The following is a 23,187-nucleotide window of genomic DNA, read 5'->3' on the forward strand; positions in this document are numbered from 1 at the left end:
CGAGATTTTTGGAGAGTATGACATGACAACAGCCATTTTTCGGCAGATGGCGGCTCAATTCAGCTTGGTACTGTTGCTGTTTATCCCCATTGGAGCTGCCCAGGCAAGTAAGGCAGATACCTTGTTGGTCTTGGGTGACAGTATCAGTGCGGCCTACGGTATCAATGAAGAGCAAGGGTGGGTGCAATTACTGCAGGAGCGTTTGCAGGAAATGGGCAAAAAAGTTCGGGTGATCAATGCCAGTATCAGCGGAGAGACGACTTCTGGTGGATTGACGCGTCTGCCGCGCCTGATGCAGGAGCACAATCCGCGTTGGCTGATTGTAGAGCTGGGCGGCAATGATGGTCTGCGGGGTTACCCTCCTCAGTCTTTACAGCGCAACCTAATGGAAATGGTGAAACTGGCGAAGAATTCTGGTGTAGAGGTTTTGCTGCTTGGCATGCGTATCCCGCCCAACTACGGCCGCGCCTATACCAATGCCTTTGCTGCCGTTTACCCCAAGGTGGCCAAATCCGAACAGGTCGGGTTGGTGCCCTTCTTCCTGGAAACCGTCGCTCTTGAAGACGGCGCCATGCAATCCGATGGTATCCACCCAACCGCCAAGGCACAGCCTGCCTTACTGGAGCATGTTTGGCCCTGTGTAGAGTTCTTGTTAGCGGATAAGTCGGATGGGGAGTCGTGTACTCCGTGATCGAAATGCGTACAATCGCGCCCCCTAGCAATATGAAAGCCTCGCTCCACACTGATAGGCGATGGCTGTGACCCCCAGCCCCGGTCACCGGTACCGAAATAGTTAGAGAGACACCATGTCCGAAGTGGAAAATCGCCGCGAGCGACTCGAATTCAATAAACTGCAGAAACGCCTACGCCGCCATGTGGGTCGCGCTATTGCCGACTTCAACATGATTGAAGAGGGCGACAAAATCATGGTTTGCTTATCCGGTGGTAAGGATTCTTACGCCATGCTGGATATTCTGCTGAACCTGCAAAAAACCGCCCCGGTGAACTTTGAATTGGTGGCGGTGAATATGGATCAGAAGCAGCCTGGTTTCCCTGAGCATATCCTGCCGGAGTATCTTCGCTCCCTTGGCGTGCCACACCATATTGTAGAGAAAGATACCTATTCGGTAGTGCAGGAAGTGGTGCCTGAGGGCAAGACCACCTGTAGCCTTTGTTCACGACTTCGTCGCGGTACCCTTTACGGCTTTGCAGAGGAAATCGGTGCTACCAAAGTGGCCCTTGGTCACCATAAAGACGACATTGTCGAGACCTTGTTCCTGAATATGTTTTACGGTGGTCGCCTGAAGGCAATGCCGCCCAAGCTGCGTGCCGATGATGGGCGCAATATTGTGATTCGCCCGCTGGCTTATTGCCGAGAAGAGGATATTGCCCGTTACGCGGAGTTCAAGGAATTCCCCATTATTCCCTGTAATTTGTGTGGTAGTCAGGAAAACTTGCAGCGCCAGGCGATCAAGCAGATGTTGCGGGAGTGGGACAATAAATTCCCAGGGCGCAGTGAAAATATCTTTGCCGCATTAACGCGTATATCCCCGTCGCAATTGGCGGACAGGGATCTCTACGATTTTGAAAGTCTGGAATTGGACCGCTCTAAGCCGTCGGCTGCCGAGCGCCCTGACCATTTAATTCAGCGCCAGGTGAATTCGTGGGAGCCGGACGATGCGCAGGAGGTTGAGCCCCAGTATATCTCGGCGCTGAATTTGTAGGATCGGCACCGCTCACCAGCTGGGCATAGCTGCATTCAAAATCCCGCGTAGTGGCACTGGGTCCGTGATGGAAGTGCTGGTGCCACAATCGCGCCATTTTGGCCACATCGTGGGTGTCTGATTCGGGTATTTTGTGCACTTCTGCCGAGCGGTAAACCAGCCAGGCGATAGCGGTGGCATAGCGCAGGTTGGTGGTCAGTTCGCTGTGGGGGTGGTCGAGAAAATCCCGTTGGCTGGCGAGCCCTCGAATTTTTGAGGCCAGTGCCGGGTGATCAATCAGGTAGTTATCCCAGATTTCCCGGTGTGTATGTGGCTGGATTTGATAGATCCCCAACCCGTGGCGCCGTCCCTGCTTGAGATGAAAGCCCAGCTGTGACTCCTGTGCAGCGGTGCCCAGCAAAAGGTTTTCCATGCCCTGGCTCCAGGCTCTCAAGTGCTTGAGGGTTGGACGGATAACCTGGAGGCGCAGTTCGTCCAGACAGATGCCCATAGTATTGTCTTTTTTCTGTGGTTGTTCTGAATATTTAGTTTGTGGATTGAGTTGGCGCCAGCCGTTAAGTAGATTTACGCGCAATAAACATAATTATTTTTGAAGTGGCTCCGGTTCTGTAGTGCATTTTGCTCAAAAAGCGAGCAAATGTCGCAGTCATTGCCTTCTTTCGGTGCCATTCCGTTTTTGAGCAGAAGGAATTCCCATGTCCGCACAGTGGCTCGTCGCCCTAACTTTTATCGCCTACCTGGCTCTGATTCTGGTGATCGGTATTTACGCCTATTTACGCACCAAAAATGCCAGTGACTATTTCCTCGGTGGCCGTTCGCTGCCCCCAGCTGTAGCAGCCTTGTCGGCTGGCGCTTCGGATATGAGCGGTTGGTTACTGCTGGGTTTGCCGGGAGCTGCCTATGCTGCCGGTCTCTCCGCAGGCTGGATCGCTATAGGCCTGTTCTCGGGAATTGTGTTGAGTTGGGTTAGCATGGGGCGTCGCCTGCGTATTTATACCTATGAGTTGGATGACTCCCTCACAGTTCCCGCTTACCTGGATCGTCGCTTCAAAATGGGGCACCCCTACCTGCGCACGGTATGCGCGGTCTTTATCCTGCTGTTTTTCCTCTTCTATGTGGCTTCTGGTCTGATTGCCGGCGGTAAGCTATTTGAAACGGTATTCGGTTGGGATTACCACTGGGCGGTAATTGTTGGTGCTATAGCTGTCATTTCCTACACGCTGTTTGGTGGGTTCCTGGCGGTATCCTGGACTGATGTGTTTCAGGGCTTATTAATGAGCGCTGCTCTGATTGCCGTACCACTGGTTGTGATTTCTGACCAGGGTGGTTTCTCCGCCAGTTGGGCCCAGCTGCAAGCGCAGCAACCGCAATTAACGCATTGGCTCACAGATAGCAGCGGTCAGACATTGGGTTTAGTAGCAATTCTCAGCTCTCTGGCCTGGGGGCTGGGTTACTTTGGTCAGCCTCATATCCTGGCGCGCTTTATGGCAGTGCGCAGCCCTGATGATGTGCCGGCAGCGGCAACAGTTGCGGCGGTGTGGTCTCTGATCGGTTTTCTCGGTGCCATGGCGGTGGGCCTCTTCGCCCATCTGCAAATGCAACAAGGGCTGCCCGATGGTGAGACTGTCTTTATGGAGCTGGTTCAGGTGTTGTTCCACCCGATTGTTGCCGGTGTGCTGTTGGCAGCGATCCTCTCAGCCATCATGAGTACGGCAGATTCCCAGCTGTTAGTGTCATCTGCGGCATTGGCGGAAGATATCTATCATGTTTGGTTTGGTCGCAAGACCAGTCCGGAGGCCATGGTTAAAGTGGGGCGCTGGGCTGTTGTTGGGCTCTCCCTGATTGCGGTGTGGATCGCGATGGACCCGGATTCCAAGGTTTTGGATGTGGTGAGCTATGCCTGGGCAGGACTCGGTGCCGCGTTCGGCCCGGCACTGTTGATCAGCCTTTACTGGTCCCGTATGACGGGCAGTGGAGCCATTGCCGGGGTTCTTGTCGGTGGGCTTACCGTAGTGATTTGGGAGCAGCTGTCTGGGGGAATCTTCGATATCTATGAGTTGCTGCCAGGTTTCATTTTCTCAGCAGCTGCTATCGTCATAGTTAGCGCGCTGACGAAATGCCCGGAAACTGTGGCCTCCCAACACAAGAAATTGCTGGGATAAGCCCGGGGGCTGCGGGGCCCTGTTGCATTGGCCCGGCCACTTGTCTGCAGTGCAGAGGACGCGTCCTACTCATGGGCGCGACTGTTGTGAAGCGAAAAGGATTTCCATCCGCAGCGATTATTCAAATAGCGGTTGGAGATACTGAGTGATCAAAGTTCATCTCGGTGATATCACACGATTGAACGTCGATGTCATCGTCAACGCCGCCAATACACGCCTGCTCGGCGGTGGTGGTGTGGACGGGGCCATTCACCGTGCCGCAGGTCCTAAGCTACTGGAAGCTTGTCGAAGTATCGGCGGCTGTCCAGTTGGCGAGGTCCGTGCTACCAGCGCTTTCTCAATCCCCGTTAAACGTATTTATCACACGGTCGGACCCGTTTGGCGCGGGGGCCGCCTGGGTGAGCCAGAGCTGCTATCGAGCTGCTATCGCCAGTGTCTGGCCTTAGCGCGGCGAGAGAGCATGTACTCTATAGCCTTCCCCGCGATTAGCTGCGGTGTTTACGATTACCCTCCCAGGCAGGCTGTGGAAATTGCTGTAGAGCAGGTACAGCAACACCAGGAGAGGGAAGGGGCGCCAGTGAGTATTGTTTTTTGTTGTTTCGACGAGGAAATGGCAGAGCTCTATCACACCCAACTGGATGCCTATGTACGGCGTTAGCTGATTACTTTGCGCTTTTGCCTGATACATTCGGCCATTGATTGCGTTGCAGCTGTTTAGCAAGATGAGCGTCTGACAATAAAAAATAAGAAAAGGAGATTGTCATGCGCAGTGCCCAACAGTGGTTTGCCGAATATGGTGAAAGCCATCAGAACCCCGTCAATAAATCGATTCACTGGATTGCGGTACCAGTGATTTACGCCACCGTCGCTGGCCTTTTATGGGCCATACCTCAGCCGCAGTTTATGGCATCAATACCCTGGTTAAATTGGGCCGTAGTGATCACAGTGCCGGTGATGTTGTTCTATTTCGCCCTGTCATTCTCCATTGGCCTGGGGATGACTGCACTAACGCTAGTGTGCCTGTGGGCCTGGTCTGTGGTAGAGCGGCTGGGAATACCCGTCTGGCAAACCGCGCTGGGACTGTTTGTGCTGATGTGGATTTTTCAGTTTATCGGTCACCATATCGAAGGGAAAAAACCTTCCTTCTTCAAGGATATTCAATTCCTGCTTATCGGCCCCGCCTGGGTGATAGGCTTCATCTATCGAAAACTGGGAATTCAGTACTGATTTCATGTGCTGTTAGCAAGCAAGAGAGGCGATGGGTCAGTCGTCTCTCTTGTGATCTAACTCCGCAAATTGGGGCTAGCGGTTGTAATGGACCGGCACCTCTAAAGTCTCTTTCACTTCCTCCATTACCACATAGCTGGTGCACTCCTGTACCTCCGGTAGGGTCAGAAGGGTCTCGCCATAAAACTTACGGTAGGCGCTCATATCGGCAACTCGTGCCTTGATCAGGTAATCGAAGTTGCCTGATACCAGGTAACACTCCTGTACTTCCGGCAGGGCTGCTACAGCATTGCGGAACTCTTCGAAGGCGTCCTGGGCGGAACGGTTTAGGCGAATCTGCACAAAAACCACCAGGGCTGCGTCGAGAAACTCTGGATTGATCAGCGCGGTATAGCCCTGAATAACCCCATCGTTTTCCAGCCGTTTCACCCGCTCGACACATGGCGTAGCAGTCAATCCCACTTGACGAGCTAGCTCTGCATAGCTTGTACGGCCATTTTTCTGCAGAACCCGCAAGATATTGCGGTCTACGGTATTCAGCTCTCCCGCGCGCTTGCGCATATCTTGTTTCCTTTGTGGGCGATCAGATCAATAAATAGTCTTATTACTATTGTAAGTAGTTGATTCCACTAGTTTGTTGAAAATTCTTACAGAAATCCACTTTTAAAGTGGCCCTATACTGGGTAAAACACAGAAAGTAGGTGTAGCTCCAAGCTTTTTGCGGAGACTACGCCAAACGCAGAGATTAAGGAGCAGAAAATGTTGATTGGCGTCCCGAAAGAGATCAAAAACCACGAGTACCGTATTGGCCTGACGCCGTCTAGTGTTCGCGAACTGATCGGCCATGGTCACCAAGTAATCGTACAGAAAGATGGCGGTGCCGCTATCGGTTTTACTGATGAAATGTACGAGCAGGCCGGAGCCAAAATCATCGAGACTCCGGAAGAGATCTTTGCTGCTGCCGATATGATCGTCAAGGTGAAAGAGCCGCAGCCCAATGAGTGCGAAATGCTGCGCCCAGGGCAGGTTCTCTACACTTACCTCCACCTTGCTCCAGACCCCAAGCAAACCGAGCTGCTGGTAAAATCTGGTGCAACCTGCATCGCTTATGAAACTGTGACCGACCGCTTTGGCGGCCTGCCTCTGCTGGCCCCCATGTCCGAAGTTGCCGGCCGTATGTCTGTACAGTGTGGTGCGCATCACCTGGAAAAAGCCCAGGGCGGCCTCGGTGTATTGCTGGGTGGTGTTCCCGGTGTAGCACCTGCCAAAGTGCTCATTATCGGTGGTGGTGTTGTTGGTACCAATGCCGCCAAGATGGCGCTGGGTATGGGTGCCGACGTCACTATCTTGGATCGTTCATTGCCACGTCTGCGTCAGCTGGATGACATTTTTGGTGGTGCTGTACGCACCGAGTACTCCACGAATGATGCGATTGAAAAGCACGCTCTGGAAGCAGACCTGGTCGTAGGTGCAGTGCTGATTCCTGGCGCCGCAGCTCCCAAGCTGCTGACCCGCGATATCATCAGCCGTATGAAGAAGGGTGCAGTGGTAGTGGATGTAGCTATCGACCAAGGTGGCTGTTTCGAAACCTCCAAAGCGACCACTCACCAGGAGCCCACTTACGTTGTCGATGGTGTAGTGCACTACTGTGTGGCCAACATGCCCGGTGGTGTAGCGCGTACCTCCACCATGGCTCTGAACAACGCTACCCTGCCTTACGCTGTAGCCTTGGCAAACAAAGGCGCTAAGCAGGCGTTGCTGGATGATGCCAACCTGCTGGAAGGTCTGAATGTTCACGCCGGCATGGTGACTTACAAGGCAGTTGCCGATGTACTGGGATATGAGTTTGTAGATCCGAAGCTGGCTTTGCAAAAAGTAGCTGAGGCGGAAGGCGCCGTAGCTTAATGGGATGCGGCTGTGTCAGCCGCACCTTGAACAAGAAAGCGGTAACGCGCTTGTTTTGAAGGGAAATTTTCCCCGGAGCGCTCTTTGGCGTTCCTCTCTGTGAGACCTGGTGGCTTATGCCACCATTGTAGCCGCGTTTATACGCGGCTTTTTTATTGCTAATTTATCGTTACCCTTGAACGATAGCTCCGTCCCCTCTAAAAAAATAATTTTACTCCTTAACTATTTTTCATTTCTCAACAAATACGATGATTTGTGTCGTAAAAAAAGGAGGCCGCGGTGGCCTCCCTTTAGATGTCTATTTATCCAGCCTTATTCGTTTCTTCTTCCCTGATTCTGGCCGGACTTTAATGGCTAGAGTAGCCAAACTTCAACTCGGCGATTTTTAATTTTTGCGCTGGAGTTATTCGAGGCGATTGGGAGGTAAGCACCAAAACCCTGCACTGGCGCGGTACTAATTTTATAATCGCGCAGAGCTGAACGTACGGTAACTGCGCGAAGTTTGGATAGGATAATCGAACGTTCAGAGCTGACTTTCTCATCGCCAAACCCGACAAGTAATAGTTTTCGACCTTGGTTCTGTGGCTTTTCCATGTGCTTTGCCAGTCTTTCAATATCCTGCTGAGCCTTGTTATCCAGGGAGGCACTGCCCTCGGAGAATCGAAAATTGATACTGAGTCGCTCAGCATTTTGGGTAAGCTTCAAATATTCGCGTGGTCCTTCCCGAGAATCCTCTGGTTTAAAGCCGATGGGAGTTTGCTCGACGAATCCAGAGGATTTCACCTGTTCCTGTCCCAGCTCACTCTGTACAAAATGCAGAAATTCTTTCGCTGTAGAGTTGGAGGAATAAATCGGAGTGTATAGGAAAAGGCGGCGTGACAGAGGGTAGTCTTCCGTAGCAATGGTTAGGTGCTCTGGAGCCTGCGGCAGTGTATTTTGGTCAGAAACGGCAACAGCCTTTGCTTGACGGATGGATGCTAGCCCAACAAAACCGATTCCGCGCGGGTCAGAGGTAACACGGTCGGAAAGTTGATCATTGGACTCGAAGCGCTTGGCCCTGCTGGTGAGAGCGTAACGCTTGCCAAGCACCAAGCTTTTAAAGGTATCCCAGGTGCCTGATTGGTCGTCTCGGGCATAAACGTTAATTCGCCCTTTGCCTTTACCGAGTTCCGACCAGTCTTTAATTTGACCAGAAAAAATAGCACTTATTTGCTGTAGGGTCAGTTGGTGAATTGGGTTGCGTGGATGCACTATTATGGCCAGTCCATCTATGGCAATGACATGCTCCGCATTGCGGCTGCGCATATCGCCCAGCATGCTCAGCTCTGTGAACTCGCCGTCTTTGATCGGGCGCGAAGCCATGGCGATATCGGCCTTTGCCAGTTTTAACCCAGTAAAGCCCGTACTGGAACCATGTGCAGCAATATCGACAAATACAGAATTATTGCCAACTTTTGCCTGAATACGGATTTCGTTGGGAGCGTCTAGTGGCTGGACACTAATGTCACTCGCCCCTTTCGCAGTGAAATAGTCTTGAACCAAGTTGGGTGCCAGTTGTGCGCCAATAGTATTGGAGCCGTGTAGGCTAAATAACTTTCCATTGCTGTCTGAAGGAAGAGGAGGAATTTCAGCGGCGGCGAAAGGGCTTAGAAGGTTAGTAGCAAGCAGTATTAATAGTATTAATGAGCGGCGCAGTCGTTGAAGAAAAAGGTACATGTGATCTCAGAGCCTAGGGAAGTAAAACGAGGCCGCAAAATATGTCTTAATTGTGACAAAATGATGAAATATTCATGAAGGAAGCGTGCAAAAGTCTCAAATTTGAGTCCAGGACAATTTGCGGTAAACAAGACCATATTGCCGTAGCTTTTTGAAAGCTTGGGGAGAGCGATAGTAATGGCTTGTGAAATAAATATGAGAAGTATGGATCACATGCACTGTGAAATTGGCATGTGATCACGACTCGAGACTTACACTTAATAGGAGGGGAAAAGTCGGCTTACCAGAACTGGTAGGGCTGTTTCCACTCGGAGAATTCGTGGGCCCAGGTGTACAGAGTGAAACCCAGCTTCTTTTAACTTCTCAACTTCGTAGGCAATAAACCCCCCTTCAGGACCAATTGCCAGGGTGCAGGCCTCTCCGATATCTACTGGGCAAGCTGTGCCACCGACCGGGTGAGCAACCAGTTTTTGAGAGCCCTGACACAGCTCAGGTAGCTCATCTTCCACAAAAGGTTTAAAGCGTTTGCGCAATAGAATTTCTGGCATTTGTGTGTCGACGGCTTGCTCGAGCCCAAGCAGGCATTGTTCAAAAAGCTTTTCCTCTTCTAGCCATGGGGTTTGCCAATAAGACTTTTCCACCCGGTAGCTATTGATCAAGACCAGCTTTTTAACTCCCAGTGCGGTGACATGCTGGATAATGCGCTTCAGCATTTTGGGACGTGGCAGCGCCAGGATCAGGGTGATGGGAGGAGGTGGTGGAGCGTTTTTACTTAGCTCCACCCGGAGCTCTACTTGCTGATCGGCGAGAGTAGTGATTTGCCCATAGCCGATATTTCCGTCCAGCAGACCCACACGCAGTTGCCGACCGGGCTCGGCCCGGTGGACATTGACAATATGCTCTAGCCGACGGCCAGAGAGACGGACGATATCAGGGCTGATAAAGTCCGCTTCTTGCAAAAGAATCAGATTCAAAATCAAGTCTCTTGAGACTATGGAGAATTGTTGGTTTTAGTGGCTTTTACAGGGGCTAGAGCTTAGCACTGGCAATGGCTCCTTTGCCGAGCCCCTCATAGGCGCGCACTTTGACTTCGCTGCCGGGGTACTGTTCGGCAAGAGTCGTGGCGATATATTGAGCCAGCTGCTCAACAGTGGTATCGCAATCCAAAATTTCACAGGCGCTTGCGGGCAACTGCAAAGTGAAATCTCCCTGTTGGGCTCTGTAGGCGAAGACCAGGCTATGTCCATTCTCTTTATTTTCTTCGCGCAGGTCTTCACGGGTACCCAGGTAAATATCTTTCCAACGTTGAGACCACTTTTGTTCTAGCGATTTGTCTCTCTTTCCATTAACAAAAATTTGGATGCGAGAGCGGTGGCCGTGGGCAATACGCTGGCAATTGCCCTGATGTTTTTTCAGACCGTGGCTGTAATGGTAAAAGGCATCCTGAATTTGCTCGTCTTCAAAAGATAGCTTGAGCTGCTCAACACTGGCAGGGAAGGAGTTAGCCAGTTGCTGAACACTCCAGCGGGCAACACTTTCAGCATTGATGCTATCACTCTCTACCAGGGCGAATGCCTGTTCTGGTCCAGATACTGAAATCTGCTCGCCGCTTGCGAGTTGCCACTTGAGAGAGATATTGCCGTCTTGATGGGCTAGCGCCAGGCCAGGGGCGAGGATCGGAACCAGGAGGCGGTGATCCAGCTGATCATCTAGCCAGTGGCGCAATGTCTTTTTAACGATACCAAAATCGCAAACCATGCCCTGGTGATCGAGAGCCCCATCCAGGGCGGCATTCGCTAGCCAGGTTTCGCCCACTAAACCACGCTGGTGGTCCAGGTAGCTGAAATCAACATTGGTCAAATTATCGACAAACAGATGCATGGTTAACTCTTCAGAAGGGGATAAAGTAGTAGTCGCCTATTATAACCTGTTAATAGGGCTGGAACTTGCGCCTTTAACCCTCTATAATCGCGCCCTCTTCGGATGCACCGAAGATCGTTGTGGTGGCCCTTCCGGTCCCCTCGCAATGAGCAGCTGCGAACCCCGCCAGGCCCGGAAGGGAGCAACGGTAGCAGTGGTATCATGTGCCGAGGGTGTTGCTGGTTGGGCTGCCTCCTTAAACGCCTTCCTTTTTAAAGCTTTCCCTGATTCTTCGCCAGATGGTCTCTGAGGCTAATCGTCCCGCTGTCTGTTGGCAGCCGTACCCGATCACGCCGTATTTTTCCCCAGAAACCGCCGAATACGTGAGATTTTGTGTCGATCTGTAGCTAACTCATAAGCTTACCGTCGCTGCTAGCAGCTTGCTTATGCTATAAACGGCGACAGTTATAGCTAGACCCAATAACGATTATTTGAGGGGAAGATGAAGAAAGTTGCCATTGCCATTGCCGCTGCAGTAGCGCTGTCTGCCTGTGACAGCAATCAGCAGTCACCAAAATCCATGGGGGTGGCTCAGGCCACCGCAGAAAGCCCAGCGGCCAAAAATGGCCCGCTGACTGCTGAGGATGCCAAGGCATTCCTCAATGATGCCCAGGCCCGCCTGGAGAAAATGGCTCAGGAAATGAGCCACGCCGCTTGGTTGGCATCCACTTATATCAATCTTGATTCGCAGTATGTAGAAGCCCTCGCTTCCGAGCGCTATACAACGATGGCTGTGGAGCTCGCTTCGGAAGCGGCAAAGTTTAATGACTTGGAGCTCGATCCAGATACCCGTCGCCAATTGACCATGCTGAAGCAGGGGTTGGTGTTCCCGGCGCCGAAAGATCCCGCTTTGACCGCTGAGCTGGCCCAAATCGGCTCGAAAATGCAGGGTATGTATGGTGCCGGTAAGTACTGTCGGGAAGAGGAAGGGGCTGAAAAGTGTTACACCCTGACCGAGATGGGGCAGGTTATGGCTAGCAACCGCGACCCAGAGCTGCTCAAGGATTTGTGGGTGGGCTGGCGTAAAGTTTCTCCTCCTATGAAGCCTCTGTATGAGCGTCAAGTGGAGATCGGCAATGCCGGCACTGAGGAGCTGGGTTACGATAACCTGAGTGTTTTCTGGCGCTCCAAGTACGATATGGAGCCAGATGCCTTCGCTGCCGATATGGATGCTCAGTGGGGCAAAGTGAAGCCTTTGTATGAGGCGTTGCATTGCCATGTACGCGCCAAGCTAAATGATCACTACGGTGATGAGGTAGTACCTGCTCAGGGTAAAATCCCCGCACATCTGCTTGGTAATATGTGGGCTCAGGAGTGGGGCAATGTCTATGACTTGGTCAAAGACGATGACATGCAGGCACCCTATGACCTGACCCAGCTCGTTGTTGACTCGGGTATGAGTGAGCAGGATATGGTCAAGGCGGGTGAGAAGTTCTTTACTTCTCTCGGCTTCAAACCATTGCCCAAAACTTTCTGGGAGCGTTCTCAGTTCACGCAGCCCCGTGATCGCGATGTTGTCTGTCACGCCAGCGCCTGGAATATGGACGGCCAGGATGATATCCGCATCAAGATGTGTATTAACAAGACCGGAGAAGATCTGGTTACTATCCATCATGAACTGGGACACAACTTCTATCAGCGCATTTATAAGGAGCAGCCCTTCCTCTATAAAGAGGGGGCCAACGATGGTTTCCACGAAGCTGTCGGCGATACCATTGCCCTGTCTATCACGCCTAAGTACCTGAAGGAAATTGGCCTGATGGATGAGGTGCCGGATGAGAGTAAAGATATCGGTTATCTGATGCAGCAGGCACTGGATAAAATTGCCTTCCTGCCTTTTGGTTTGCTGGTAGATAAGTGGCGCTGGCAGGTTTTCAATGGTGAGGTTCAGCCGGCTGATTACAATAAGGCTTGGTGGAAGCTGCGGGAGGAATATCAGGGTATCCAGGCCCCGGTAGAGCGCACCGAAGCGGACTTCGATCCGGGTGCCAAGTACCATATTCCCGGCAACACTCCTTATGCTCGCTATTTCCTTGCTCGCATTCAGCAGTTCCAGTTCCACCGTGCATTGTGTGAGGCTGCTGGTGAGACCGGGCCACTGCATCGCTGCTCTATTTATCAAAATGATGAAGCGGGCAAGAAATTGCGTACCATGTTGGCTATGGGTGCCAGTAAGCCTTGGCCGGATGCAATGGAAGCTTTGACAGGCCAGCGCGATCTGGATGCATCTGCAATTATCGATTACTTCCAGCCTTTGATGGCATACTTGGAAGAGCAGAACAAGGGTCGTCAGTGCGGCTGGTAATCTGCTAGCTTTGCGAGAAGTGGCTAATAAAGGGGGGTGTTACTCCCCTTTTTTTGTTTAAAAAATGTCAGGGCTGCATTTGAGTTAAGGGGACTTCAACTTCAGAAAACTCTACAGCGGCTTTAATAAAAGCCTCCATTGGTGGGTGAAGTGATCCAGTACCGGCCATATAGCGATTCATATTTTTGTGTGCCAGGCCGGAGTTGATTGTTGGGGTTGTATTAGTCTTGACGATCTTTAATAGGTCGAATCCAAGCGGTGGCCCCCGATCATCAATACCTGGAGTTAAGAATGAATCACTCTCTGAGTGTGCAATGCTATACATCTTGAGAGTGTTGTCGATCGTATCCAGGTTTGAACCGGATAGTGATTTCACAGTACCACCAAGCCCTACGGTTTCGGTTATTGCGCTGTCACCCATATCGCGGTTGACATCCGCAGGTGTAATTCCGGGCATCAAAAAACCGCGTCCAACACCGGCCAAGCCGGTAAACCATTTTTCACCGAGTCCTGATATCTTGATGCCGAACTCGGTACCATTACGCGCCATGGTTGTGATAATACTGCTATGTGGTATGCCATTACCCGCATCCGCAATCGCTTTACAGGTGGCCATAATGGCATTCAGGGAAAATGATTCATCTTGGTAAATCTGTGAGGCAATTTTCTCTATCCACTCTTTTTTGGGACTGGCCTTGATAACACCAGGGAGGAGGATTCTGGAGAATATTAAAGTGGCAGCATTGGTCATTACATGGCAGTCATCGCCCATAAGTAGGCTTCTGCCGATGATTGGCAGGAAGTCAATCCCATCGACATCGGCAATGGCTTGATTGAGAACTGGGGCCACATTGTTCTCAACCCAGTGGAGGTAATCGATAGCACTTTTTTCGTAAACGCCAAAGCGAATGGAGCTTCCGCGAAAATCACCTCTGTCATCACTGAGGTTGGAGTAAGTTCTATAGCCAGAGAGTTGGTCCTCAACAATATACACTGACATCGAAGAGGTAATAATGCCGGCCATTGGTCCAACGGCATTGTGATCATGGCAGGGCTCTAAATCCACCTCCCCTTTTTTCATCATCTCTATGGCGGCTTCTTTGTTTTTTGCGAGCCCTTCAAATAGGAGGCCGGCAATAATTGCCCCTTTAAAGGGCCAGAGGCCTGGTTCCATGTGATTGGTGGGCCGGCGTGTAAAATCAGATTTTTGCGCATGCCGGGTATATGATCCCCAGCTTTGCCAATCCCGATTAATATCGGCACGGACTGCTTCATACGTTTTATAGTTTCGTCATTAGCTTGTTGATTTAGGCCTCGGAATTTTGGCGTTGCCAGCTTTTCCAGAAGCTCCTCCATACTGGGCCTAAATTCAACATCTGTTTTCATGGCTATTCTCTTGAGTCCAGCAAGCTGGCATATTGCTTGGTAACGACATCCATATCGCGCAGCATCAAGTCTGTAGTACCGGTAATTACTTGAATCTGACGCTGTTCAGATAGTTTCATTTCCCCTTCAAAGCCTCGGCTGGCATAGTTGAGATGATCTTTGGCTTTGAGAAGGTTACTGCTGATTTCAGGGGTGTTGAGTGTGCTCTCCAAAAGGCGGGTTAAGCGACTGGAGTACTCTGTAAGGTCTTGTTGTAGCCCTTGATCCGCTTCAGCTGGTGAGATTTTCCAAAGTTTAGCAGCATAATTCTTGCAAATTCTTTGAGAAAGCATTCGCTGCCGACCGGCAATATTGATTAGTTCGGCAGAGTTGTGATTGGCGAGCTGCTGTAATTTAACCACGTAGCTGTGTGTTTCTGTTAATAGTTTATTGCTGCGCAGGAATAAGTCGGTTGCTCCTTCCCTGGTTGCCGGTTGCAGACTGAGTTGCTTAAAGGGTTGCCATTCGCTCTGTACTTTTTTTAGCTGATCTTTGATTTTTTCTGCGGCCGGGAACGTATTGAGTTTCTGATTGTTACGCTCGAATTCCTGCACTGACCGTTTCAATACTTTCTGGTGGCGTTGTGCTTCGGGTTGTATGCCGCTTAGGATAAATGCTTGCGTGATTCTTTGAGATAGCATTCGTTGACGCCCTGCTATATTTATCGCCTCTCCTATGGTTAATGCTGCAACATCAAGGCTTGCTATAAGTAGGAGAAATACTGCGGTTAACTTCATGTTTTGCTCTTTTGGTTTGATTTTTTAAGTTTGAGGTTTTGGGCCTGCCTGCTAGTTTTTCAGCTGCCCCATTTCAGACTTATTAGTGAGAGGGATACCTTTCTGCTTTAGAGTCACTGTTGTCGCTCACTGTGGCATGTAACAAAAATTATCTAGAAAACTAGTGTTCGCGATAAGGTCACTTTGTTTTCTTTTAAGTGAGCGTTATTAATTTGTATATTTTCAATAATGAGTTGATTTTAGATGTTGTGTTGCTTTTCTTTATAGTTGAGGTGGCTATATAACAAATTACTTTCGATAGATATCTAACCACTAATTCTTAATATTGCTATTAAGTGGTATTGATGCTGATGGGGGTGAGGTGTTGGTGGGTTTGGAGGCGCTAGGATGAGAGGTCGATAGGAGAATTAAAAAAGGCCCTACCGGGGTAGAGCCTTTTATTTGCCGAGAGGGCGAAATTACTTAGAAGCTGTAGTTTATACCGGCACTGAATAGCCAGGCCTCGGTCTTGGTGGTGCCGCCATCGTAGTAGGTTACAAATCCATTCAAGTTGCTGACTTCCTGAATAAGCTCATCATCACCCCAAAGGTAGGCGAGGCCGGCATCAACACTTAGGCGATCATTGTGCTTATAGGTGCCACCTATAGTTAGCCATTGGCGGTCGGTATCGGGAATGGACAGGGTGCGCCATGTGACCGGTAGGTCCAGGCCAGTTTCTTCTTTGATTGTCTCTTCTTCGTGGCGGTTGAAGCCGTCACGGGCTGCGCCTTCGTCATGAGCGTAGCCGAAGCGTACAGTCACTCTGTCATTGAAGTAGTACTCGGCGGCAAGGCTATAGCGGGAGCCGCTTACAAAGTTCTCTTCTTTAATTAGGAGAGGATTGAACTCTTCACCACCTGAAGGGATAAAGGCTTCAAGGCGCTCGAAACGGCTCCAGTTGGTGTACATATAGCCAACAGCAATTGCCCAGTTGTTCTCGAAGCGGTGGTAAAGGCCCAGCTCCAGGGTATCGGGCAGGTTCAGGGTCAGGTTACCACTGGCATCATCAAAGGGGGCTGCTGCAGGTGTGACATCAGAATTAACGTCACCCTTTAGCTTGGGGTCGTACTTTGCGTGGTAGGAAATACCTGCGCGAGTATTGTCATCAATATTCCATAGGGCGCCAACAGTCCAGCTTACATCCCAGCCATCACCTTTAACATCTAGGATGGTTGCTCCCGCAGGATTGACGCCGGTATTTTGTTCGATTACAGCGCCGATAGGAAAGTCTGTAGGGAAGGTTGTTTTTAGTTCGGCTTCAGCGTATAGGAAGTTGATAGCTGCACCGATACTGAAAGTGTCGTTGATATCGTAGGCAATGGACGGCTGAATATTTAGAGTCAGCAGATTCGTTTTGTTGGAGATTGTGGTGCCGGGGAAGCTGTCGGGAAAATCAGTTTCCAGGCCGAAGTCAGTGTACATGGCCAGGCCCCAGGACCAGTCGTCATTGATCGGTGCTGCTAGGTAGCCATTAGGAATAAAAGCACTGGTCGCGTAGTCGCTGGCATCGGCTACAGTACTGGACTCAGCATAAATGATGCCGTCTGGGCCAACATCGACAGGAAGGTAATAAGTAACATCACCGGTTACATCGATGCCTGGATCAACATAGGTGAGGCCACCAGTCAAAGTATAAGTATCAAATAGTGCAGAACCAGCCGGGTTGCGGGCTAGGATGGAGGCGTTGTCACCGATAGTGTTTTCGGCAGCGAAGGCACGGCCAAGGCCGGATGCGCTGGTTTCCTGAAGGTAGAAGCCCGCGGCCATAGCGCCTTGGGAAACGGAGCCGATTGCTGCGGCTAAAACTGCATGTCGCAGGTATTTCTTATTCATGAGAGCCCATCTCTAAGTCTGCTGATTACTGAAAACCATAAGTAGCATTGGAAATGCTGGGATATGGAGGGAAGGCCATTAGATTTATATAGATGCCTTCCGTTTTCGTAGCAAATCCCTCGCTTTTAAACAGGTTAGGCAACAAGGAATTGCCTGTGCAAGGGAAAGGAGTCACTTTATAAAGAGAAAGGAGGCAAAAATCCATCGAATGTGAATATTTTTTTTGCCTCTGTAAAAAAATGGTAATTTATTGGCCTGCACCGACACTTTTGCCATTGATAGATAGCTTTTTCAAGGTTATTTGGTACTTTTTGCCATTCTCTTCGCGCTGCACCAGCTTCACCAAGGCGTAGTTCCATTGAGGCGCAATCCAGACGGTCGTCTCTCTTTCTGAGTCCGCATCTCTAACTCGGCGTACCTTTATTGCTTCTACTTTCCCCATTGGTGTTTTTATTACTTCGGAGCCCTCTTTGGCGAAAGTGTACTTGCGAATCTTCTTACCGTCGGCGACCTCATATTGGAGATTTTCTTTGCCTGCGGCGACATCCAGTGTTAGCTGCATTTGATAGCTCAACTTATCCAGGATGTTTGGCGATACGTTTTCCATATCCCGTTCTGGGTTGGAGACGTTGAACACCATGCCTTTGTCGGGTTCGAAGCTGAGAATTGTACCGCGATCGCGGCCGAGTCCTTTGCGGCGATACTCATAGTGGTAGGGGGTAATATTGCCGTCCTGGCTGATAAAGCGGGAATATTCTTTAATACTGGCAAAAAGCGCAAAGGTATTAAAGTCCAGCCGCCAACTCCCTTCTTGCCCAGTAAGCTCACGAGTGGCTGTAACACTAATGCCGTTGTACCTTGCGGTATAAGTCGCCTTAAAGGGTTCCAGTTGGCTGGCGAGAGATTGAGTGGAGAGAAAGAGAAAAAACAGAGAGGAGATAAAAATGCGCACGACAGAGCCTCGCAAAATCTGAACCTCTTTGAATACTAGCTGGCGCGACCCGCAAAGTACATTGCAATGCTGATCCCGCCAGCTTGGCTTTGCTTAACTATCGATTCTGGCGCCACTAAGAGGTAGAAGCTCGCCGTCCAGTTGCGAGCGGTCCGCCAGCATTTTTAGGCGCCCCTGGGCAAACCAGGTAACAGCCATGGGGTAAATGACGTGTTCCTGTACCTGAACCCGCTTTGCCAAAGATTCGGGAGTGTCCCCTTCCTTTATAGGTACGGCAGCTTGAACGATGGGTGGTCCACCATCGAGCTCTTCGGTGACAAAATGAACGGTAACACCGTGCTCACTATCACCGGCTTCCAGAGCACGCTGATGGGTATGGAGCCCTTGATATTTTGGCAGTAGAGAGGGGTGAATATTGAGCAGGCGACCGCTGTAGTGGCGAACAAACTCGGGAGTGAGGATACGCATAAACCCGGCCAGGACAACCAAATCCGGCTGATGGCTGTCGATTTCTGCGATTAGCGCCTGGTCGAAGCTTTCTCTGCCGGAGAAGTTGCGATGGTCGACCACTGATGTGGGGACTCCGGCCTCGATGGCGCGCTTGAGGCCGAAGGCCTCGGGCTTATTGCTGATTACTGTGCAGACGGAAAAGTCTGCCCCGGCATTTGCCGAGGCATCCAGGAGCGCCTGCAAGTTGCTGCCGCTACCGGAAATCAGCACGGCAACTTTGCATACTCCCTGTGACATTACAGGCCCGCCAGCTCTACGGTATCTGCGCCTGCCACAGCATCTTCGATTTTGCCCACGACGAAGGCGTCTTCACCTGCTTGCTTCAGGGTTTGCAGTGCTTGGTCGGCTTGTTCCGCAGGTAAGCAAATTACCATACCGACACCACAGTTGAAGGTGCGGTACATTTCACGGGCGTCGATGTTGCCTGCCTGTTGGAGCCAGCGGAACACTTCGGGCATCTCCCAGCTAGTGACGTCTACACGAGCAAGGCAGCCTTCCGGGAGTACGCGGGGCAGGTTTTCCAGCAGGCCGCCGCCGGTGATGTGGCTGAGGGCATTTACCTGGACGCTCTTCATCAGTTGCAGCAGATTCTTAACATAGATGCGGGTGGGGGCCATCAATGCCTTGGCTAGCGTTTCGCTACCGCATTCCTGTTGTAAATCGGCGCCACTGACTTCGAGTACCTTTCGGATTAAAGAGTAGCCATTGGAGTGGGGGCCGCTGGAAGCGAGTCCAATGAGCACATCACCACTCTTTACTTTTTTGCCATCAATAATCTCGGATTTCTCCACGACCCCGGTGCAGAAACCGGCCAGATCGTAGTCGTCGCCTTCATACATGCCGGGCATTTCGGCGGTTTCGCCACCGACCAGGGCACAGCCTGCCAACTCACAGCCTTTACCAATACCGGAGACAACCTCAGCGGCGATATCCACATTCAGCTTGCCAGTGGCATAGTAGTCGAGGAAGAAAAGTGGTTCGGCACCTGCTACCACCAAGTCATTGACACACATAGCAACCAAGTCGATACCAATGGTGTCGTGGATGCCCAGGTCCATAGCCAGGCGCAATTTGGTACCCACGCCATCGGTGCCGGAAACCAAGACTGGCTCTTTATAGCCGCTGGGGAGTTGGCAGAGAGCGCCAAAACCGCCCAGGCCTCCCATGACTTCCGGGCGGGAAGTGCGCTTGGCGACATGCTTGATACGCTCTACCAGGGCGTTACCTGCGTCGATATCGACACCGGCGTCTTTATAAGAGAGGGATGTTTCAGCGGATTGCGGCTTGGAATCGCTCATGATTCTTCCTGCAGTGGGTCTTCGAAGGGCGCGTATTCTAGCCGGGTCTTGGTCCGGTAGCCACGCCCAGTGGGCATCTCAATGAAGGAATCTGGTATTTATCTTCAGTTAAACGGCTAGAAACCCTCTAATAGTGAGAACTCGGGGCTGAGAGAAGTCGCCGACGCTGATACAATAGCCCCAATTTTTATCCCAGCCGTGGATTTTGGCGTCTTGCGCAATAACAACGATTTCGTGCAAGCTCACGGGTTGGAATGAGGTTTGGAGAAGAATCCTATGCACAAGCTGCTCCGGCAGGGATTGGTGTTGCAGTTTTTGGTCCTGTTGTTCGGTGCCCTAATTCTGCCAGTCCAGGCTCGAGTTATCTCGGACCTGTATGAAGTGGTCGAGGCTGTACCGAGCCGTGGGGCTACTGACCGCGCGAGTGCTGGCAGCCGGGGGCTGGAGCGGATATTTATGCGTGTCACCGGAGACGCCGCAATTGGCAGTAATCCAAATTTGCAGCCTATCCTGCAGAAAGCCCAGCATTTCCTAGAAGGTTACCGCTACACCAGCGAAGATAACCAGCTCTACCTTCATCTCTCTTTTGATCCCCAAGCTATTTCCAGGCAAGTCCATCAGTTGGGTTTGCCGATGTGGCCCAATAATCGCCCCGGCACTCTGGTGTGGCTGGCTGTGGATACCCTAAAGGAAGGGCGCAGTATCCTCAGGGAAGAAGATGCCCCGGAGCTCTTTTCGGTATTGGACGCTATGGCTGTGGAGCGCGGTGTGCCATTGGATTTCCCGGTGATGGACCTCAATGATCAGCACAATATGCCTCTTGGTGACCTTTGGGCTCAGAGTGAACAGGCCGCAGAGCGCGCTGGTTTACGCTACAGGCCGGATGCCACTTTGATGGGGCGCTTGCTTCAGGCGTCGGGACGCCGCTGGCAGGCTGATTGGTTATTATTGCACGGTGGTCGCAGTTATGCCTTTGATAGCAATGGTGGCTCTTTGGAAGAAGTTGCACTGCGCGGTGTTAATCAGATGGCTAACTTGCTTGCCCAACGCTATGCCGTGCGTCCCGGTATTGAGGATGCCCAACAGGGCTCAATTTTTGTGGAGTTATCTGGCGTGGATAGCTTTGCCGATTACGCAGAGGCCTCGGCCTATTTACAGGGACTGGCGCAGGTGAGCAGTGCAAATCTCCTTTCTGTGGAGGGAGATCGGATGCGCTTGGCATTGAGTGCCACCGTAGGACTACGCAATTTGCGCGATACCCTGGCGTTAAATCATAAGTTGCGAGCACATGGGGACGAGGATGCCATTGAGTTGAATGGGCACCGTGCACCTTTGGGCAGCGCTGATAATCCGTTGCGCTATCGTTGGGATTGAGATGAGTATTCCGCAACAGTTGCCGCTGGGAGTATCCCTGCGAGACGATGCTACCTTCGATAACTTTTATCTGTCGGAGTCGGACCCCAACCGCCAAGTTGTAGCTCTGCTGCAGTCATTTGCCAGTGGGCAAAATCCCGAAGCGGTGATTTACATCTGGGGGGATGCAGGAAGTGGTGTTAGCCACTTGCTGCAATCTGCTTGTCAGAGTGCCGAGGCCAATGGTCGTAGTTTCCAATATATTCCTATGGCTGAATTGATGGCCATGGACCCGGTTGTACTGCTCGACGGCCTCGAGCAGTTGGATCTGGTGTGTATTGATGACCTGCACTTGTTAGAGGGGCAGCCCGAGTGGCAGACGGCGATGTTCCATTTATACAACCGGGTCAGAGACAGCGGTAGGCAGTTATTATTAGGGGCGCGAAAATCTCCGCGGGGGATGGATATCTCCTTGGCTGATTTGTTGTCGCGCCTGCAGTGGTCGCTGGTATTCCAGTTACAGCCAATGAATGATCGCGACAAAGTGGCTGCCTTGCGCAGGCGTAGCCGCCTGCGCGGCTTCGATCTGCCTGAAGATGTGGCGCAATACATTTTGCACCGAGCGCCTAGGGATACTCGCGCACTGTTCCTGCTGTTAGAGCAGTTAGATAGGGCCTCCCTGATGGCACAGCGTAAAATTACCATCCCCTTTGTAAAGCAGGTGCTGGATATCTAGGGTATCCAATTTGCCCCTAAGCCTAACTCAGTAGTTGACCTAGGAGACTGTCAAAGAGTTCTGGGTCATCTGCCGCCGCCCCTTCTATAATCCCCCCCTTTTTGCTTCCTCTTTTGTTCCCAGGTTTGTATTCAATCTGGTGGTGACTAGAGCTGCACTTCTATTCTTCTTCTGTGAATTGGCTTTCATCGACCATATTAAATGGTGGTGGCCGCAGGGGCTGCATGGTGGTCTCCGTCTGCTTTTACCTCCAATGCCCACAGTTTGAGGAAATTGTTATGCCGAATATTCATAAAGTCCTCTATGTGAGCCATGCTGCTGAAGATGAGTCCAGTGGGTTGTTACAGGCTTTTGCCATAGCCCGCAATAATCATGCGGAAATTAAGGTGCTGCTGGTTTGCCCAGCAGTACCGGCGGGGTTTGAGGACTTTAGTAGCTTCTGTGTTAAGGCAATGCTGGAACGTGTAAATGAAGGAATTGCCGCAGCTCGAGAGCGTATGAAGCTGTCGAAAGAGCAGGTGAATATAGAGATCGAATCTGACTGCGGTCCACGCCCTGCAGAGAGAGTTATTCGCCGCGTACTTAGCGAAGGTTACGATCTGGTAATTAAAAATGTGGAGGGGCTGAGCCAGCTCAAGGGCTTCAAAGCCATTGATATGGAGTTATTACGCAAGTGCCCCTGCCCAGTGTGGCTGTGTCGTCCCATAGAGCGTGCGCACACTGAGATAAGGGTGGCCGTGGCGATTGATCCCGAGTGTGATGAGGGGAGTACTTACGATCTGGCGATCCGCTTACTACGTTGGGCGCGGGTGTTGGCGGATAGTTGTAACGGTATTTTACACGTTGTTTCCTGCTGGGATTATGACGTTGATGAGTTCTTGCGTCGTCACTTCCCTATCAGCGCCTCTGAAGAGGAGCTGGACCAGGCTACAGAAGCGGCTCGAGCTCAACACCGCTCAAAATTGGATGTACTTATTCGGGCTGCGGGTATCGGCGGGGATATTCAAGTTCACCATGTCATTGCTCACCCAGATAGCTATATTCCCCTGCTGATCGATGAGGAGGGGCTGGATCTCCTCATCATGGGTACTGTGGGTCGTGCGGGTATACCCGGTTTTATTATGGGAAACACTGCCGAGAATATTCTGCAAAAGGTGAGTTGCTCTCTTCTTGCGTTAAAGCCCAGTGATTTTGTTTCTCCCATCAAGATATAGCACTTAATATGGGCATGCGGTGTGTCGGCAGTATAGTTTTTTCTATGACCTAGCTGGCCATGGCTCACTCAGGGTAGGGCCGTCATGGGGCGGAGAGGAGTTAGAACCGCAATATCTATATTAGGAGAATA

At 51.2% G+C, this 23,187-nt stretch carries 22 protein-coding genes and 1 other RNA gene; 11 read left to right on the forward strand and 12 right to left on the reverse strand.

The features are described 5' to 3' along the window. Nucleotides 1–22: 22 nt before the first annotated feature. Both ACJJIJ_RS02550 and ttcA read left to right on the forward strand, forming a co-directional pair. Nucleotides 23–691 (forward strand): arylesterase, encoded by a 669-nt coding sequence (locus ACJJIJ_RS02550; protein ID WP_444890982.1) that lies wholly within the window; start codon nucleotides 23–25, stop codon nucleotides 689–691. A 115-nt stretch (nucleotides 692–806) separates the two neighbouring features. Continuing rightward, nucleotides 807–1,724, forward strand: a complete 918-nt coding sequence (gene ttcA, locus ACJJIJ_RS02555) for a tRNA 2-thiocytidine(32) synthetase TtcA (protein WP_252085012.1) — start codon at nucleotides 807–809, stop codon at nucleotides 1,722–1,724. Here the strand turns inward: ttcA and ACJJIJ_RS02560 are convergent. Then, nucleotides 1,609–2,214 carry a hypothetical protein gene (locus ACJJIJ_RS02560; RefSeq protein ID WP_444904129.1) on the reverse strand — a complete coding sequence of 202 codons (606 nt, stop codon included), beginning with the start codon at nucleotides 2,212–2,214 and terminating at the stop codon, nucleotides 1,609–1,611. The two genes, ttcA and ACJJIJ_RS02560, sit on opposite strands and share 116 nt — an antisense overlap. Before the next feature lie 205 nt (nucleotides 2,215–2,419). Here ACJJIJ_RS02560 and putP point away from each other — a divergent pair, with 205 nt between their 5' ends. The 3 genes from putP (at nucleotide 2,420) to ACJJIJ_RS02575 (ending at nucleotide 5,113) form a co-directional block, all read left to right on the forward strand. After that, nucleotides 2,420–3,886, forward strand: coding sequence for a sodium/proline symporter PutP (gene putP, locus ACJJIJ_RS02565; protein WP_444938563.1), 1,467 nt, complete (start codon nucleotides 2,420–2,422; stop codon nucleotides 3,884–3,886). Between the two features lie 145 nt (nucleotides 3,887–4,031). After that, on the forward strand, nucleotides 4,032–4,544 hold the full coding sequence (locus tag ACJJIJ_RS02570; RefSeq protein WP_252085015.1) for an O-acetyl-ADP-ribose deacetylase: 513 nt from the start codon (nucleotides 4,032–4,034) through the stop codon (nucleotides 4,542–4,544). 104 nt (nucleotides 4,545–4,648) lie between these two features. After that, on the forward strand, nucleotides 4,649–5,113 hold the full coding sequence (locus tag ACJJIJ_RS02575) for an Mpo1 family 2-hydroxy fatty acid dioxygenase (RefSeq protein ID WP_252085016.1): 465 nt from the start codon (nucleotides 4,649–4,651) through the stop codon (nucleotides 5,111–5,113). A gap of 75 nt (nucleotides 5,114–5,188) precedes the next feature. On the opposite strand, the gene ACJJIJ_RS02580 is transcribed toward ACJJIJ_RS02575, so the two are convergent. Beyond that, nucleotides 5,189–5,674, reverse strand: coding sequence for an Lrp/AsnC ligand binding domain-containing protein (locus ACJJIJ_RS02580; RefSeq protein WP_152452263.1), 486 nt, complete (start codon nucleotides 5,672–5,674; stop codon nucleotides 5,189–5,191). 198 nt (nucleotides 5,675–5,872) lie between these two features. Here ACJJIJ_RS02580 and ald point away from each other — a divergent pair, with 198 nt between their 5' ends. After that, nucleotides 5,873–7,018 carry an alanine dehydrogenase gene (gene ald / locus ACJJIJ_RS02585; protein WP_444890977.1) on the forward strand — a complete coding sequence of 382 codons (1,146 nt, stop codon included), beginning with the start codon at nucleotides 5,873–5,875 and terminating at the stop codon, nucleotides 7,016–7,018. Nucleotides 7,019–7,372: 354 nt separating this feature from the next. Here ald and ACJJIJ_RS02590 read toward each other — a convergent pair whose 3' ends face one another. The 3 genes from ACJJIJ_RS02590 to ACJJIJ_RS02600 all read right to left on the reverse strand — a co-directional run bounded on the left by ACJJIJ_RS02590 (nucleotide 7,373) and on the right by ACJJIJ_RS02600 (nucleotide 10,615). Further along, complete coding sequence (locus ACJJIJ_RS02590) at nucleotides 7,373–8,734, reverse strand: substrate-binding domain-containing protein (RefSeq protein ID WP_444938564.1); 1,362 nt, start codon at nucleotides 8,732–8,734, stop codon at nucleotides 7,373–7,375. Nucleotides 8,735–8,991: 257 nt separating this feature from the next. Beyond that, a complete protein-coding gene (locus ACJJIJ_RS02595; RefSeq protein ID WP_444938565.1) occupies nucleotides 8,992–9,708 on the reverse strand; it encodes a 16S rRNA (uracil(1498)-N(3))-methyltransferase in 717 nt (238 codons plus the stop codon). Nucleotides 9,709–9,763: 55 nt separating this feature from the next. Beyond that, nucleotides 9,764–10,615 (reverse strand): 6-carboxytetrahydropterin synthase, encoded by an 852-nt coding sequence (locus tag ACJJIJ_RS02600; protein WP_444890974.1) that lies wholly within the window; start codon nucleotides 10,613–10,615, stop codon nucleotides 9,764–9,766. Nucleotides 10,616–10,744: 129 nt separating this feature from the next. Here ACJJIJ_RS02600 and ffs point away from each other — a divergent pair. Together ffs and ACJJIJ_RS02610 are read left to right on the forward strand one after the other, a co-directional pair. Further along, nucleotides 10,745–10,842: signal recognition particle sRNA small type (gene ffs / locus ACJJIJ_RS02605), an RNA gene on the forward strand. Between the two features lie 254 nt (nucleotides 10,843–11,096). Next, nucleotides 11,097–12,959: a M2 family metallopeptidase gene (locus tag ACJJIJ_RS02610; protein ID WP_444938566.1), complete on the forward strand. Its 1,863-nt coding sequence runs from the start codon at nucleotides 11,097–11,099 to the stop codon at nucleotides 12,957–12,959. A 67-nt stretch (nucleotides 12,960–13,026) separates the two neighbouring features. Here ACJJIJ_RS02610 and ACJJIJ_RS02615 read toward each other — a convergent pair whose 3' ends face one another. The 7 genes from ACJJIJ_RS02615 to purM form a co-directional block, all read right to left on the reverse strand. Next, nucleotides 13,027–14,043: a YlbE family protein gene (locus ACJJIJ_RS02615; protein WP_444938567.1), complete on the reverse strand. Its 1,017-nt coding sequence runs from the start codon at nucleotides 14,041–14,043 to the stop codon at nucleotides 13,027–13,029. Nucleotides 14,044–14,045: 2 nt separating this feature from the next. After that, nucleotides 14,046–14,345 (reverse strand): hypothetical protein, encoded by a 300-nt coding sequence (locus ACJJIJ_RS02620; protein WP_444938568.1) that lies wholly within the window; start codon nucleotides 14,343–14,345, stop codon nucleotides 14,046–14,048. Between the two features lie 2 nt (nucleotides 14,346–14,347). Further along, nucleotides 14,348–15,121: a type IV pili methyl-accepting chemotaxis transducer N-terminal domain-containing protein gene (locus ACJJIJ_RS02625; RefSeq protein WP_444938569.1), complete on the reverse strand. Its 774-nt coding sequence runs from the start codon at nucleotides 15,119–15,121 to the stop codon at nucleotides 14,348–14,350. A gap of 462 nt (nucleotides 15,122–15,583) precedes the next feature. Beyond that, nucleotides 15,584–16,993, reverse strand: a complete 1,410-nt coding sequence (locus ACJJIJ_RS02630; RefSeq protein WP_444938570.1) for an OmpP1/FadL family transporter — start codon at nucleotides 16,991–16,993, stop codon at nucleotides 15,584–15,586. Nucleotides 16,994–17,240: 247 nt separating this feature from the next. After that, a complete protein-coding gene (locus tag ACJJIJ_RS02635) occupies nucleotides 17,241–17,945 on the reverse strand; it encodes a DUF3108 domain-containing protein (RefSeq protein WP_444890970.1) in 705 nt (234 codons plus the stop codon). 93 nt (nucleotides 17,946–18,038) lie between these two features. After that, the gene (gene purN / locus ACJJIJ_RS02640; RefSeq protein ID WP_444898802.1) at nucleotides 18,039–18,692 is read right to left on the reverse strand and encodes a phosphoribosylglycinamide formyltransferase; all 654 of its coding nucleotides are present in this window, start codon (nucleotides 18,690–18,692) and stop codon (nucleotides 18,039–18,041) included. Then, a complete protein-coding gene (gene purM, locus ACJJIJ_RS02645; RefSeq protein WP_444938571.1) occupies nucleotides 18,692–19,753 on the reverse strand; it encodes a phosphoribosylformylglycinamidine cyclo-ligase in 1,062 nt (353 codons plus the stop codon). The genes purN and purM overlap by 1 nt, the downstream gene beginning before the upstream one ends. 276 nt (nucleotides 19,754–20,029) lie before the next feature. On the opposite strand from purM, the gene ACJJIJ_RS02650 reads away from it, so the two are divergent. From ACJJIJ_RS02650 to ACJJIJ_RS02660, 3 genes are all read left to right on the forward strand, one after another. Next, on the forward strand, nucleotides 20,030–21,127 hold the full coding sequence (locus ACJJIJ_RS02650) for a DUF2066 domain-containing protein (RefSeq protein WP_252085028.1): 1,098 nt from the start codon (nucleotides 20,030–20,032) through the stop codon (nucleotides 21,125–21,127). Nucleotide 21,128: 1 nt separating this feature from the next. Continuing rightward, entirely contained in the window at nucleotides 21,129–21,842 is a 714-nt protein-coding gene (hda, locus tag ACJJIJ_RS02655) for a DnaA regulatory inactivator Hda (RefSeq protein ID WP_252085029.1), read from the forward strand. A 278-nt stretch (nucleotides 21,843–22,120) separates the two neighbouring features. Next, nucleotides 22,121–23,056 carry a universal stress protein gene (locus ACJJIJ_RS02660; protein WP_252085030.1) on the forward strand — a complete coding sequence of 312 codons (936 nt, stop codon included), beginning with the start codon at nucleotides 22,121–22,123 and terminating at the stop codon, nucleotides 23,054–23,056. The last annotated feature ends 131 nt before the right edge of the window (nucleotides 23,057–23,187 follow it).

The organism is Microbulbifer mixtoriginis (SeqCode), assembly GCF_052467945.1.